This window comes from Mucilaginibacter straminoryzae (assembly GCF_022953055.1).
In the GTDB taxonomy this organism is placed as follows: Bacteria; Bacteroidota; Bacteroidia; order Sphingobacteriales; family Sphingobacteriaceae; genus Mucilaginibacter; species Mucilaginibacter straminoryzae.
On record NZ_JALJEJ010000004.1, the window covers coordinates 408,590 to 422,749 of the forward strand.

A 14,160-nucleotide genomic window follows, 5' to 3' on the forward strand; every position below is an offset into this window, starting at 1 on the left:
TCTTACATTTTAGAAGGTGTATCTTACCCCAAATTGCATTTGCCAGCGAGAAGCGAAGTAATCTGTAGAGTACTTGGTTGTCGGTGTAACAAAAGTGTATTTAGGATAGAAAGCAACGTTACCATTCTTCACATAGTTAGAAGCGCTGGCTACGTTATTAGGTGAAGCAGTAGTATTGGCTACTGCACTTAAACCAATGAACGATGTTGAGTTGTAAGTGTTTGGAGAGAAGTAATAGTGACCCCAATCTTTGTTCAACAGGTTGGTAAGGTTAACAATATCGTAAGTGAAAGTAATTACGTGTTTGTGTTTGCCTTCACCCAATTTGAAATCCTGTGCGAAACGGAAATCAAGGTTATTGTTCCATGGAGTGAATGCAGCGTTACGTTCAGTAAACTGGCCACGACGGGTTTTCAGGTATTTATCACCATCGATAAAGGCATCAAACGCAGCGGCTTGCTGTGCAGCAGTAGCACCACCATTAATGTCGTTAAAGAAGTTGATGGTTTCGCCAACTTTAGGAATATAAGCTAAGCTAACCTGCTGACCGGTACCATTAACCGGGCTTGGAACGAAACCGTAAGTATATGGGTTACCAGATTGTGCGCTGAAGAACAGGGTAAAGTTAGCGGTGTAACGTTTAGCTGCATCCCAGTTTACCATATAGTTCAGGGTTGAAACAATGCGGTTGCGGATATCGAAGTTAGAGTTGGCCGCTTGCGGATTGTTCGGGCTTAAAGCCTGGTTCAACTGCCAGTTAGACTCCATTGAGTTACGGATACCGTTGGTTACGTCTTTAGAGTGTCCGTAGGTATAAGCAACAGTAAAGTTCAGATTGCTGTTCGCATCCAGGATGAATAGTTTGGCAATTTGTGCTGTTAAGCTGTAACGGTAACCCTGATTGGTGTTTGATAACAGGTAAGCGTTGGTATAAGAAGAGTTGATAGCCTGTGTAGTACCGGTATTGGTAGCATTTGGCACCGCAATGTAGATCGGCTGTTGGTGGTTAACGTCATAAGGATAATAAGTAACGTTATCCACGGTGTTAACCTGCTGGAACTTCAAGTCGCGCATTACTTTGGTGTAAATACCTTCCAAAGTGAATTTCCATTGGTTATCTGTAGCATAATCAACAGCTAAACTGCTTCTCCATACGCGTGGCATTTTGAAGTTGTTATCGATCATGTCAACCTGGGTAGGGCCGGTTGCAGAAGTATTAGCACCTTGCTGGTTAACAAAGTTTAAACCACCGTTTGCAGGAGCCTGTACCGGGTTAGTTCCGGCAACATACGCTTTGTTTGATGAACGTTGGTCAAATGCACCGTAAGTTACACCGTTGTTGTAGAAGGCATAACCGAACCATGCAAATGGAACGCGACCGGTGAACAAGCCAGAACCACCGCGTAATACTACGCTTTGATCGCCATTGATGTCATAATTGAAAGACACACGTGGGTTGATATCAACATTGCCCAGGAATTTATTCTGGATATCACGTGGTTTAGTGTAGGTATAAGTGGTACCGTAGTTAGGGTCAACAGTAGCACCGGTAGTTTTAGTACTTAACGGTTGTTTGTTAGGCACGTCAGCATAATCGAAACGTAAACCGGCAGTCAGTTTAAAGTTGTCGGTTAACTGGATCTCATCCTGTCCGTATAAGCTTAACAGGTTAACCTTAAATTGTGCAGACGGGTTAGCAAGTATATAATCGCGTGAGTTGTTGGTATAGTTGTAGTTGGCACGGACACGACTTGGGTTGTTGTTCAGGAAGTTGGCAATACTGCTGTAAGCTACACGGCCGTTCCAAGAGTTTACGAAGTTATAAGTGATGTCGTAAAACTCATTGTGAGTACCAAAAGTAAAGGTGTGTTTGCCTTTAACCCAGGTGAGGTTATCGGTAAACTCAGCTGTTTTCTGGTGCATATCAAAGATCGCAGCCTCACGGTCTGTACCCAGGAAAATGGTAGACGGGCCGTTAGTGATCTCGATCTGTGGTAAACCCGGGTTAGAAAGCGGATCGCGGTAATCGTGAACGTTTGAATAACCTAACAGCAAGTTGTTATTCAGTGTATTAGAGAACCTCGACTTTAATTCTGCAACTGTTGAGTTTGAGTTGTTATGCGAAACATAGTCGATACCTTTAAAGCGGAAAGTCAGGTTATCACGCTCAAGGTTGGTTGCATCAGAACGGATGTAGTTGTTACGAACGGTTAACTGGTTATGATCATCAATATTCCAGTCTAAACGGTTAAAGAACTTATCAGAGTTTGAATAGATGGTGGTGTTATCATAAGTACCAGCATCTAAACCGGTATATTTTGTGAACGCCTGGGCAATTGATTGTGCCTGAGCTAAGGTAACCGGAGAGTTTGCTGTACCGGCACCTAAAATTACCGGATCCCTTCTGCGGTTGATCTCTTCGTTAGTGAAGAAGAATAATTTGTTTTTGATGATAGGGAAACCTAAACGGCCGCCGATCTGGTAATCATGGAATTCTTTAGGCTCTTTAGAAAAGTCGCCACCGGCTTTGTTAGCGCCAACAAATGTAGCATTACGGCCAAAAGAGTAGAATGAACCGCTTACATCATTTGTACCACTGCGGGTAACCGCGTTGATAGAACCACCTAATACGTTACCGATTTTGATATCGTAAGGCGCAACCAACACCTGGATGTCCTGGATAGCATCTAAAGATACCGGGTTAGTACGGGTACTGCTACCTACCTGTCCGGATGTATTGGTTTGGCCACCTAATGAAGGGCTGAAACCGATCGCATCGTTATTGATGGCACCGTCAAGCGTTACGTTGTTGTAACGGAAGTTGGTACCCTGGAAAGAGTTATTGCTGCTTTGAGGTGTAGTACGGGTTAAATCCTGGAAGTTACGGTTGATAGACGGCAACGTGCGGATCTGGTTTTGGTTAATACGTGTGCTTGCACCTGTACGGGTACCGCCTGCTGTAGCACGTACGGTAACTTCTTTAATGGCAGTTGCTTCATCAGCCAGTTGGAAGTTGAACTGCGCACTGCCCAGACTTAAGGTAAGGCCTGTGCGTTCTTCCTTACGGTAGCCAATAAAAGTGGCTGTAATAGTGTAAGGACCGCCTGGGTTAATGTTTGGAAGGGTGTAACGGCCTTCGGCGTTAGTTTGTGTACCATAACGGGTACCTGTACCGGTGTTTACCACAGAGATGGTAACACCTGGCATGTTTGTACCTTTTGAATCAATTACTTTACCTGTAAGCGTAGCGGTAGTAAGCTGCGCTGATGCTTGTTGAATAAAGCAAAAGGCTGAGAGTAAAAAGACGACAAAGTAGAGCTTCTTCATTTGTGTTTTATTTGAACACAAAGGTTGCCCTATAATATTAACGATATGTTAAGAGAAGGTTATGTTATCTTCGAATATTTAATCAATATAAAGGTTAAATTAATATTCTTATAAGCAACTCTGATTAAGCAAATGACAATAAAACGGCAGTAAAACTGTCTTAAAAGTTATAAAAGGGTGGCTGAGCCGGTAAATGTGGCAAAAGTGGTAACCGCGGCGAATGCGGTAGACGTGGCGAACTGGTTTTTACCAGCCAGCCGAAGTTAAGGCAGATTTAACATTTGGCCACAAAAAAAGGCAGCACCATGGCTACCTTTTCCGAATATTAGGGTCGAAATTATTACTTCGCGAATGATACAGAGCGGGTTTCGCGGATCACCGTAACCTTGATCTGTCCCGGATAGGTCATCTCTGTTTGAATACGGTTTGAAATATCTGCTGCCAGTATTTCAGACTGCGCATCGCTTACCTTTTCGCTTTCTACTACAACGCGCAGTTCGCGGCCGGCCTGGATTGCGAAAGTTTTCTCTACACCCGGATAAGAAAGCGCCAATTCTTCCAGCTCTTTCAAGCGTTTGATGTAGCTTTCTACCACTTCGCGGCGTGCACCAGGGCGTGCGCCTGAAATAGCATCACAAGCCTGTACGATTGGCGAGATCATGGAGGTCATCTCTATTTCGTCGTGGTGGGCACCGATAGCGTTGCACACTTCCGGATGTTCTTTATATTTCTCTGCCAGTTGCATACCTAAAATAGCGTGTGGCAGTTCAGGGTTATCATCAGGCACTTTACCAATATCGTGCAGTAATCCGGCACGTTTAGCCAACTTAACGTTCAGGCCCAACTCTGCAGCCATGGTTGCGCAGAAGTTAGCTACCTCGCGCGAGTGTTGCAGCAGGTTTTGCCCGTAAGATGAACGGTAGCGCATACGGCCCACCATCCGGATCAGTTCGGGGTGCAAGCCATGGATACCTAAATCAATCACGGTACGCTCGCCAATCTCCACGATCTCTTCTTCAATCTGTTTCTTGGTTTTGGCAACTACCTCTTCGATACGTGCCGGGTGGATACGTCCGTCTGTTACCAGGCGGTGCATTGCCAAACGGGCAATCTCGCGACGAACCGGATCGAAGCCTGAAAGGATAATAGCTTCCGGTGTATCGTCTACAATGATCTCGATACCAGTTGCTGCTTCCAGCGCACGGATGTTACGACCTTCACGACCGATGATACGGCCCTTGATCTCGTCGTTCTCGATATTAAAGATAGAAACGGTATTCTCGATAGCGCTTTCTGTAGCGGTACGCTGTATAGTTTGGATCACTACCTTTTTAGCCTCTTTAGTTGCAGTAAGCTTCGCCTCGTCCACAATATCTTTAATCTGCATCATGGCCTTGCTGCGTGCTTCTTCGCGCAAGGTATCCACCAGCTGGTTCTTCGCTTCTTCGGCAGTAAGACCGGCGATGGTTTCCAGTTGCTGCACGTGCTGTTGTTTCAGCAATTCAACCTCTTCCTGTTTTTTAACGGCAACTTCGGTCTGGCGCTCCAGGTTTTTACGGGTATTCTCCAGTTCGTGCTCCTTACGGTTTGCGTTCTCCAACTTTTGGTTAAGCGATTGCTCTTTTTGTTTAATAGAGTTTTCGCGCTGATTTAATGCATTATTCTTAGAATTTACCTCCTGCTCGTGTTCGGCTTTCATCTGAAGGAATTTTTCCTTCGCCTCCAGCAGTTTGTTCTTTTTTAGTATTTCCGCGTTGTTCTCAGCGTCCTTCAGTATTTTCTTAACCTTGTTCTGTGCCGCAACTTCCTGCTCTTTAAAGAGCTGGCGAAGCAGGTAACGACCGATGATAATGCCAATGATGGCACCTACCAAAAGCCCGATGATAATATAAAGTATGTTCATGTTGTTATGTATGTATAAAAAAACCGCAATTAATTTTTAAGTGATCTGCATACAGACGAGCGCTGCTTTAATAAACATCCTTACGGCATTGGCACCTGCCGCGGTGTGCTTATCAAAAGCCAACAACTTTCTGATAGTGAAACTTAAAATTTAACTGCGGTTAAATCTTTGCTCTGTTTATATAAAGAACGTTATTACTTTGAAAGAAAATCGGTTAATAACTGGTCCAGACGGTAAACACCGTCTGCTACTTCCGTATCTTCTACGGTAACTTTACGTTCTACCCTTAACGACTCCGTTGCGTAATGCAATACAGCCATTGAAAGGAGATCCTGCTTATCCCTAACTGCATAATTTTCCTGATATTCTTTCAATCGGTCGTTAATCAGTTTGGATGCGCGGCGTATAATTTCCTCTTCTTCCATGCTTACCTTTAAAGGGTAAACGCGGTCAGCAATATTTATTTTTATGGAGATTTCTCCCATTGAGCTTGTTCACTTATCGGTGTTATTTTTTCAATAACACAATACACTTATCAATTTCACGCACAAATTCGTTAATTTTTTGCTTGATGTCAAGAGTTTTTTCGCCAGTGTCTGCAACAGACTTTGCTAACTTCAGTACACGAACCTTCTCTTCAAGCTCTGCAATCTTGCCGTTACTATCTGAAATAGAGGTATTTAAAAGCTCTTGCTGCTGCTTAAGCAGTGCGTTTTCCTGCTGTAAAGCGTCGCAAAGCGCAATTAAACGCTCTGTTTTCTTTGTTACCGCTGTTAACTGTTCTGCTAAAGTCATGTTTTGATTTCGAATTTCGGACTTCGGATTTTCAATTTACCCTTCGACAGGCTCAGGGTGACATTTCATTGCACATCTGCCTATCTACACATCAGCACATCTAAGTCACTCCCTCTCTTATTTCCTTATCTCCGCTCCTGCTTCTTTGCCTAAATTATAAATTAATTTTTGCATTATGCTATCTATCGCCTTGTCTGTCAGGGTTTTTTCTTCATCCTGCAATATAAAGCTTAGTGCATAGGATTTTTTACCCGCAGGTAATTTGTCCCCTTCATAAACGTCAAAAACGCCTACTTCTTTTAACAGCTTGCGTTCTGTTTTCTGCGCAATCTGCTTTAGCTGATTAAAAGTCACCGCTTTATCAACCAACATAGACAGATCGCGGCGTACGGCCGGGAACTTCGAAACCTCCTGGTAAACGATCTTATTTTTCTGCGCCAGTTGCAGGATCAGATCGGCATCAAACAAGGCGAAAAATACTTCCTTCTCTACATCTGCCTTCTTCAAAGCTGCCTGCTGAACAGCACCAAACTTCACCAATGGTTTAGTTCCGCGGTAGCTGTATTGTAAGCCGTAAGCAAATTCTTCGCTGGTGGTATCCTCAATGGCATAATCCTTTACATTCAGGCGGTCTACCAGCTCATCTACAATACCCTTCAGGTGATAGAATGAAAGCGCTACCGGTTTTGTACCCCAATGCTCTGCTGCAGTATTGCCGGTCAGAAATAAAGATACCTGCCGCAGCTCGGTATACTTTTCGTCTTTTACGCTGTATACCTTACCAAACTCGTAAAACTTCAGATCAGCATTCTTACGATTCTGGTTGTATGCAATAGCCTCCAAACCCGAATACAGCAAGGTCTGGCGCATGATGTCCAGATCACTGCTCAGCGGATTTAAGATCTTTACAGCATGATCGGGGTCTGTCGCGTAGGCAGAAGCCGTCAGCGAGTTGGTCAGGATCTCATTAAAGCCATTAGCTGTCAGCAGTTCAGAAATAATACGCTGAACGGTATCGCGCTCCGGTTTAACAGAAGTATTCAGCGATGCACGGATCTGCGTAGGAATTTCAATATTGTTGTAGCCATAAATACGCAGCACTTCTTCGATCACGTCCACCTCACGGGTAACATCTACACGATACGGCGGAACGGATAGCAGTAAGCCTTCTTCATTCTCTTCCTCGATGGCGATATCCAGCGATTGGATAATCTCTTTCATTTCCTCTGCCGCAATTTGCTTACCGATTAAACGGATGGCATTAGCATAATTGAACTGTACCTGGAAAGGTTCAACCTTAGCAGGGTAGATATCCGAAACTTCTGACGAGATGGTACCACCTGCGATTTCTTTGATCAGCAGGGCCGCGCGCTTTAGCGCAAACAGTGTAATATCCGGATCGGTGCCACGCTCGAAACGGAAAGAAGCATCCGTTTTTAAGCCGTGACGTTTAGAGGTTTTACGAACAGAAACCGGGTTAAAGTAAGCGCTTTCTAAAAACACCGCAGTTGTTTTTTCACTTACGCCCGAGGTTGCCCCGCCAAATACCCCGGCAATACACATGGGCTCTACAGCATTACAGATCATCAGGTCGTCCGCGCTTAACTTGCGCTCTACACCATCCAGCGTTACAAATGGAGTACCTTCAGCACAGGTTTTAACAAGCACCTGGTTGCCGGTAATCGCATCCGCATCAAAGGCATGTAATGGCTGCCCTAATTCGTGCAATACGTAATTGGTAATATCTACCACGTTGTTAATGGCGCGAACACCTATCACCGCCAAACGTTCTTTTAACCATTTGGGCGATTCCTGCACGGTAACACCGGTAATGGTAACACTGGTATAACGCGGGCAAGCCTTGCTTTCGATAGTTACAGGGATGGTGCGACTTTCGTTCTCGACAGCAAAAGCAGAAACATCCGGCTTTTGGATATGCGTACGTAGAAAGGCAGCTATATCGCGTGCGGTACCTAAGTGGGAAGCCGCATCTGCACGATTTGGCGTCAAGCCGATCTCATACAGGTAATCATCATTCAGGTTGAAATATTCTTTTGCCAGGGTGCCAACTTCAGCGGTATCAGGCAATACCATAATCCCTTCGTGCGAAGTGCCTAAGCCGATCTCGTCATCTGCGCAGATCATTCCCTCAGAAACTTCCCCGCGTATTTTTGACTTATTGATCTTGAAAGGCTCGCCTTGCGTAGGGTAAACCGTTGTGCCTACGGTTGCTACCACGACTTTCTGACCTGCGGCCACATTGGGTGCGCCGCAAACGATCTGCAAGTCTTCCGCGCCGCCAACATCCACCTTAGTTACCCGCAGACGGTCTGCATTGGGATGCTGAACAGCTTCTTTTACATAGCCGATCACCAACCCTTCCAATCCGCCTGGGATAGCCTGCACCTTCTCCAGGCTCTCTACCTCTAAACCGATACCGGTAAGGATATGCGAAAGCTCTGAAGGCGTTTTATCTGTTTGTATGAACTCTTTTAACCAGTTATAAGAAATCTTCATCCGTAATGGGGAATAATCGGCAAAGATAAGATTTTAGTCGGATGTCGGGTTTGGGATGTGAGATTTAGAAAATTCGATTTCACTAATGTAGAACAGTGGATGCAAGTGTTTTTTAGGTAGGATTTCTTCAAGCTACTTTGCCATAGCAGCAAAGTAGCCAAAGTGCCTAGCCGGCAATATGCTTTTTCTGCCGCACACTTCTTTCGCTCAAGCAATCCAGAACCACCGACAACGATAGCTGTTACCCCTACATCGTTCGCAATAGACCTTCGCTTCAGGTAACAGCTATAAGGTCGCTTGCCAGCGCTTCAGGCCTACTGTTCTGTCTTGCTTCTTTCCAAAAGTCGGTTGCCGGCGTTAGAAACAAAAAACTTTAGCGACGAACAGAACGTAAGCGTCTTAAGTGGTCGTATCGAATGCAAAATTGCATACTATCCCACTCCACCAACTTGCAGGAGAACTTTGAATTACCTCTCCTTTTGGAGAGGGTTAGGGAGAGGTCCGCCGACAGATGCAGCGTTAGGATGCGTACTTTAAGATTTTACGACAATCTTTTTATTTAAAACTGAAAGGTATAGACAAGTTTCCAATCGAAACAGTATCACCGGAACTATAAATCTTAATATTACCTTCTGCCTTGCCTGTTTTACTTTGCCCGTTAAATTCTATATAATCAGCCATGATGGTTTTGTTACCATTGCTTATAGAAGCGTTACCGTAAAGCTTAATCATGTGTTGTTTTTCATCGAAATACGAGGAGTCTTTAGCGGTTGCTTTAAGCTGGCCTATTTCGAACTCAGGAGCCGAATGCGAATTTTTAAAAGAAGTTAAACTAAGTATTGCAAGTGATAGCACATAAGCCGACAGCGGGAATTTTACCGAAGAAAGTCTGTTAAGCATGGCATTAAGGTTAGTTTCCTATAAATATAGGCAAACTATTTCAAAACTTGCACATCTACTCATCTACACATCCCCCCATCTGCACATCCTCACATCTACTCATTTGCTCATCGAGACCCTACAACAACCCTTCATCAGCAAAGCTCAGGTAAGCATCGTCAGTCAGGATCAGATGGTCGATTATTTTAATATCCAGGATCTTCCCGGCCTGGTACAATTTCTTGGTAAGGTCGATGTCTTGCTGGCTGGGTTTCAGGTTACCCGAAGGGTGGTTGTGGCAAAGCACAATACCAGAAGCCTGATGCTGAAGGGCTAACCCGAAAATTATTTTAGGATCGGCAACGGTGCCGGATAACCCGCCCTTGCTGATCAGTTCCCTGGCTATTACTTTATTGCTGCGACTAAGCAACAATATCCAGAATTCTTCGTGGTTGATATCTACCAGGTGTCGTCGAAGGATTTGCCATGCTGAGTGGCTACTCACCACATGGTCCGGCGTTTTGGTTTCCGTTTCGTTTCTACGGCGGCCAAGTTCAAGCGCCGCGATAATGGAAATGGCCTTGGCTTCGCCTATACCTTTAAATTTAGACAGCTCGTTTACGGAGACCTTCCCCAGCTTATTCAGATCGTTTCCGTAATGATGCAGTATACGCTTGCTCAGCTCTACCGCGCTTTCGTCGCGGTTACCCGACCCGATCAGGATAGCAATCAGTTCAGCATCGCTCAGTGCTCTTCGCCCCTGAACATTTAATTTTTCGCGCGGACGGTCTTCCTCGGCCCAGGCCTTAATGCTGATCTTGTTTTCGTATGCTTCCACGGGAGTAAAATAGAAAAATATACCGCAACAAAAAAGGGATAGCACTGGCTATCCCTTTCTAAAATATTACTTAAACGAAGCTTATGCTAAACCGTTAACGAATTTGGTTAACTTAGATTTGTTGTTAGAAGCTTTGTTTTTGTGGATTACGTTTTTCTTAGCTAAACGGTCAAGCATAGAAATAACTTTCGGTAAAAGCGTAGTTGCTTCTGCCTTGGTTGTAGCCGCTCTTAATTTCTTAATAGCAGTTCTTGTAGTTTTAGCCTGATATCTGTTACGCAGACGCTTCGCAGCGTTAGCCCTGATTCTTTTAATTGCTGATTTATGATTTGCCATTTTTAGCTAAGTATTCTTTATTATTTTCGGACTGCAAATATAGGATGATTATATTTAATTTTCAAACTCCTTTTGAAAAATTTTAATCCACATTCCTATTTATCTGCTTAGTCGTTAACGCTTTGCTGTTGGCCATGGGCAATAAAAGCAAGGCTTAAAGCGCTGTTACCGCTTCCGCCGCTAACCCCCTTCACCAAAACGGTGTAGGTTTTTCCGGCTTCAACCGTGTAATTACCGCTTAAATTCAACAGTGATCCTAACACTCTTACACTTACGCTTCCCGGGTTTACTTCTGTAAAACCAGTTGCAGAGCGGTAAGCCTGCGAAGAAAATGTTACTGTACTATTAACCGCAACATCCACATTCGAGAGATTAGGGGCTGCATGCACAAAACGAATGCGCGCTTTGCCTGCAGACGGTGCAGTACCGTCGTCTTTCGCAAGCACTAAAGCCAATGCATTGTTAGGCCCCACCAGGTAACCGGTGTACGCTACGCTGGCATCAAGCTGATGCGTCCCGCTGGCAATGGTTGTACCAGCCGAGTTTTTAACCTCCAGGGATTGTTCGCCGATATACGTTTTGTAGTAGCCAGAAGCAGCGCTGAAACCTACAGGCGATGGCGTACGAAGCGTACCCGCCACATACAAGCTGACATTCCCCGCGTCCGGGCTGGCATTGATCAGATTCACCTGGGCTGAGGCAGTACCCTTAAAATCATACTGATTGTCTTTTTTGCACGAGCTAAACCCCGCGACTAACGCTAATAATGCGATAAAAAGATACTTTGTAGAGAAGGAAAACTTGTTTTTCATAAGAAATGAGTTAGTTGATTTGAATTAATGGTTTTAGATGTAACAAACTCGTGATTTAACGAAAGGGAAAGTTTTTTATTTCCAACGACACTCTATTACACCGCAAGCAACAACTCAACCTATTGGAAGGCAGGGCGATAAAATGAAAATAATTTTGAGGCCGGGCACCTGTTTGTATCTTTAAACAGTGAAATCAATCCTACGGCTTTGTCTTGCCATCCTTCTGCTCTTCATTTGCTGTTCATGGGGTTTTTACGCTCATTATAAAATACACCGGCTTGCTGTTTATACGCTTCCTAAAGGCATGGCTGCATTTTACAAAAGCAACATCGATTACCTGACAGCACACGCGATAACCGCAGATAAACGGCGATATACGGATAGCACCGAAGCGCCGCGGCATTTCTTTGATGCCGACTTTTACGGAAAAACCCCCTTTAAAACCGTGCCGCACAAATGGCAGCAAGCAGCAGACAAATATTGTGCAGATACACTGGTAAAATACGGCACTGTTCCGTGGACCATCCAATACCAATATTATAAACTGGTACGGGCTTTTAAAGAGCACGACACCACCGGCATACTTCATACCTCGGCAGACCTTGGGCATTACATTTCTGACGCTTGCGTCCCCCTGCACCTGACCACGAACTACGACGGGCAACTGACCAACCAGAAAGGATTGCATGCCTTATGGGAGAGCCGCCTGCCCGAGCAATTTGCAGATAGCTACCATTTATATACGGGCAAGGCCAGATATATCGATAACCCACTTTCAACGGCTTTTATTATTTGCCGAAGCTCTTTTAAAAGCGTCGACTCCGTTGTGCACTTAGAGAAGCAGTTAAGCAAGAATTTCCCGGCAGATCAGAAATACAGCGTGCAACAGCGCGGCGAAAGGAAAGTTACCGACTACTCCCCTGCCTATTGCAAAGCATACCATCAGTTGCTGAAAGGCATGGTAGAACGCCGTATGCGTACGGCAATATTAATGGTGGGTAGTTTCTGGTACTCGGCCTGGGTGGATGCCGGCCAGCCGGATTTAAATAAGTTGATTGCTGCTCCGTTAACTCCCGGTCAAAAAGCAAGGCTTGATGCAGAAGAAGCAAAGTTTAAACAGGTGGTAGCCATTAGAAAGCATTAAAAAAAACAAAGTAGCAACAGAACATTTTGTCATCTCGATCCGTCAGTTGGCGGAGAGAGATCTTCTTAGACAGGCATTTTGAAGAATATTTCTCCCGCTTGCAGCGAGTCGAAACGACATGATTTTATTAAGACGGCAACGACCGTTCCTATCGTACCTCTGCAGGCTTTCTTCTGCTCTTGATAATGCCCACAATAACCGGCACTAAAGAAACTACAATAATACCCAGTGTAATGATTGAAAAATGGTTCTTGAAGAAAGGAAGGTTTCCGAAAAGATATCCTGCAAACAAGAAGATCAAAATCCATGCAGCGCCGCCAATAATATTGTAAAGGCTGTAACGCAGTATCGGCATGCAGCCAACACCCGCAACAAAAGGCGCTACAGTACGAATGATGGGAATGAAGCGACTTAAAATAACCGCAATACCACCATGTTTCTCAAAAAAAGCTTCTGTTTTCTGGTAATACTCCAGCTTTAATATCTTGTTCTCTGGCTTGAACACTTTTTTACCTAAGAACCTGCCTAAAAAATAATTCACGGTATTACCCGCAAAGGCAGCCACAACGAGTATCAATGCCAGCAGTTCGATATTTAAGCCAGTATGCCCGGCTGCGATTAATGCCCCTGCGGCAAAAAGCAATGAGTCGCCCGGAAGGAATGGGGTAACTACAAAGCCGGTTTCGGCAAAAATAATGGCGAATAAAATTAAATAGGTAAGGCCCTGATAGTCCTGGATAATTGCGCCAAGCTCTTTATCGATATGCAGGATAAAGTGGATGATGTGCTGTATGTATTCCAACGCGTTTTAGAGTTTGGGCAAAAATAACAATCTCGGTAAACTTATACTTATTATTTATTGGTAATTAAACCCGCTGTAAACTGGGCGGTATCCGTACGCCCCAATACCCCAAACCCTGTAAGCGTATAAAACCGTCCGTCTGCTACGGTGACCGGGTTTACACGTGCCTGGATGGTATTCTGGTCGCCATGAATAAATATCTTCATATCATAATTACCAGCAGGCAGTTCAACAAATTTCGAATTGCTTAAATACTTAATATCATCAAAAAGTTTCTGCCCGTTAGCATACACATCCAGCGAAGTTGAACCCGGAGAAGCATTCAAGAACCGAACCTTACCCCTGCCGACTGCGGGTACTGCATCTGTATCTGTTAAAAAGATCGTTTTTAACGTACTGTTGGTTAAAAATCCGGTAAGAAAAATCGAGTATTTCCCGTTCTTTTGTGGAAGGCTGTCGACAGTGGCTAAAGTTACCTTTGTCCCCCCGGTAGAACGGAACTGCACAGGATAATTCACATCACTTATATAAAAATAACTCAGGGAATTTAAGGTCGAGCCGCTTACCGGATACCTGAAAATAGCACCGGCACTTGTAGTAGAAGTAGCCTGTATCCGATTATTAATGTAAACACTTACGGGCAGCGCGTCGGGACTAAGGTTGGCAACTACTACCCTGGTATTATTGGTATTAGGGCTTGATGCATCTGTAGATTTTCCGCAAGAGTTAAGCAAGGGAATAGCAAAAACAGCAAGCAGCACGCCTGCCATTAACCGGATAAAATATCTGCTGCTTCTTTCAATCATT

Annotated in this window: 12 protein-coding genes; 1 reads left to right on the plus strand and 11 read right to left on the minus strand. The window is 44.4% G+C overall.

What is annotated here, in order from left to right:
• Nucleotides 1–9 precede the first annotated feature (9 nt).
• The 9 genes from MUY27_RS11365 to MUY27_RS11405 form a co-directional block, all read right to left on the minus strand.
• A complete protein-coding gene (locus tag MUY27_RS11365) occupies nucleotides 10–3,327 on the minus strand; it encodes a TonB-dependent receptor (RefSeq protein WP_245130142.1) in 3,318 nt (1,105 codons plus the stop codon).
• Nucleotides 3,328–3,667: 340 nt separating this feature from the next.
• Nucleotides 3,668–5,230, minus strand: a complete 1,563-nt coding sequence (gene rny / locus MUY27_RS11370; RefSeq protein ID WP_245130143.1) for a ribonuclease Y — start codon at nucleotides 5,228–5,230, stop codon at nucleotides 3,668–3,670.
• Between the two features lie 194 nt (nucleotides 5,231–5,424).
• Nucleotides 5,425–5,715, minus strand: a complete 291-nt coding sequence (locus tag MUY27_RS11375) for a cell division protein ZapA (RefSeq protein ID WP_245130144.1) — start codon at nucleotides 5,713–5,715, stop codon at nucleotides 5,425–5,427.
• 22 nt (nucleotides 5,716–5,737) lie between these two features.
• Nucleotides 5,738–6,025, minus strand: coding sequence for a hypothetical protein (locus MUY27_RS11380; protein WP_245130145.1), 288 nt, complete (start codon nucleotides 6,023–6,025; stop codon nucleotides 5,738–5,740).
• Between the two features lie 117 nt (nucleotides 6,026–6,142).
• The gene (pheT, locus tag MUY27_RS11385) at nucleotides 6,143–8,542 is read right to left on the minus strand and encodes a phenylalanine--tRNA ligase subunit beta (protein WP_245130146.1); all 2,400 of its coding nucleotides are present in this window, start codon (nucleotides 8,540–8,542) and stop codon (nucleotides 6,143–6,145) included.
• Nucleotides 8,543–9,097: 555 nt separating this feature from the next.
• Nucleotides 9,098–9,442 (minus strand): LptA/OstA family protein, encoded by a 345-nt coding sequence (locus MUY27_RS11390; protein WP_245130147.1) that lies wholly within the window; start codon nucleotides 9,440–9,442, stop codon nucleotides 9,098–9,100.
• A gap of 118 nt (nucleotides 9,443–9,560) precedes the next feature.
• Complete coding sequence (gene radC / locus MUY27_RS11395; protein ID WP_245130148.1) at nucleotides 9,561–10,259, minus strand: RadC family protein; 699 nt, start codon at nucleotides 10,257–10,259, stop codon at nucleotides 9,561–9,563.
• 81 nt (nucleotides 10,260–10,340) lie between these two features.
• Complete coding sequence (gene rpsT, locus MUY27_RS11400; protein ID WP_245130149.1) at nucleotides 10,341–10,595, minus strand: 30S ribosomal protein S20; 255 nt, start codon at nucleotides 10,593–10,595, stop codon at nucleotides 10,341–10,343.
• A gap of 107 nt (nucleotides 10,596–10,702) precedes the next feature.
• Complete coding sequence (locus tag MUY27_RS11405) at nucleotides 10,703–11,407, minus strand: DUF4397 domain-containing protein (RefSeq protein ID WP_245130150.1); 705 nt, start codon at nucleotides 11,405–11,407, stop codon at nucleotides 10,703–10,705.
• A gap of 304 nt (nucleotides 11,408–11,711) precedes the next feature.
• On the opposite strand from MUY27_RS11405, the gene MUY27_RS11410 reads away from it, so the two are divergent.
• Nucleotides 11,712–12,551, plus strand: a complete 840-nt coding sequence (locus tag MUY27_RS11410) for a zinc dependent phospholipase C family protein (protein ID WP_245130151.1) — start codon at nucleotides 11,712–11,714, stop codon at nucleotides 12,549–12,551.
• Between the two features lie 148 nt (nucleotides 12,552–12,699).
• Here MUY27_RS11410 and MUY27_RS11415 read toward each other — a convergent pair whose 3' ends face one another.
• Both MUY27_RS11415 and MUY27_RS11420 read right to left on the minus strand, forming a co-directional pair.
• Nucleotides 12,700–13,353 (minus strand): DedA family protein, encoded by a 654-nt coding sequence (locus MUY27_RS11415; protein ID WP_245130152.1) that lies wholly within the window; start codon nucleotides 13,351–13,353, stop codon nucleotides 12,700–12,702.
• A 50-nt stretch (nucleotides 13,354–13,403) separates the two neighbouring features.
• Nucleotides 13,404–14,159, minus strand: a complete 756-nt coding sequence (locus MUY27_RS11420) for a DUF4397 domain-containing protein (RefSeq protein WP_245130153.1) — start codon at nucleotides 14,157–14,159, stop codon at nucleotides 13,404–13,406.
• Nucleotide 14,160 lies beyond the last annotated feature (1 nt).

Coding starts and splice junctions, on each gene's coding strand:
- MUY27_RS11380 (WP_245130145.1), bottom strand. CDS start 6,025: ATGACTTTAGCAGAACAGTTAACAGCGGTAACAAAGAAAACAGAGCGT.
- MUY27_RS11390 (WP_245130147.1), bottom strand. CDS start 9,442: ATGCTTAACAGACTTTCTTCGGTAAAATTCCCGCTGTCGGCTTATGTG.
- rpsT (WP_245130149.1), bottom strand. CDS start 10,595: ATGGCAAATCATAAATCAGCAATTAAAAGAATCAGGGCTAACGCTGCG.
- MUY27_RS11410 (WP_245130151.1), top strand. CDS start 11,712: ATGGCTGCATTTTACAAAAGCAACATCGATTACCTGACAGCACACGCG.
- pheT (WP_245130146.1), bottom strand. CDS start 8,542: ATGAAGATTTCTTATAACTGGTTAAAAGAGTTCATACAAACAGATAAA.
- rny (WP_245130143.1), bottom strand. CDS start 5,230: ATGAACATACTTTATATTATCATCGGGCTTTTGGTAGGTGCCATCATT.
- MUY27_RS11420 (WP_245130153.1), bottom strand. CDS start 14,159: ATGATTGAAAGAAGCAGCAGATATTTTATCCGGTTAATGGCAGGCGTG.
- MUY27_RS11365 (WP_245130142.1), bottom strand. CDS start 3,327: ATGAAGAAGCTCTACTTTGTCGTCTTTTTACTCTCAGCCTTTTGCTTT.
- MUY27_RS11375 (WP_245130144.1), bottom strand. CDS start 5,715: ATGGGAGAAATCTCCATAAAAATAAATATTGCTGACCGCGTTTACCCT.
- MUY27_RS11405 (WP_245130150.1), bottom strand. CDS start 11,407: ATGAAAAACAAGTTTTCCTTCTCTACAAAGTATCTTTTTATCGCATTA.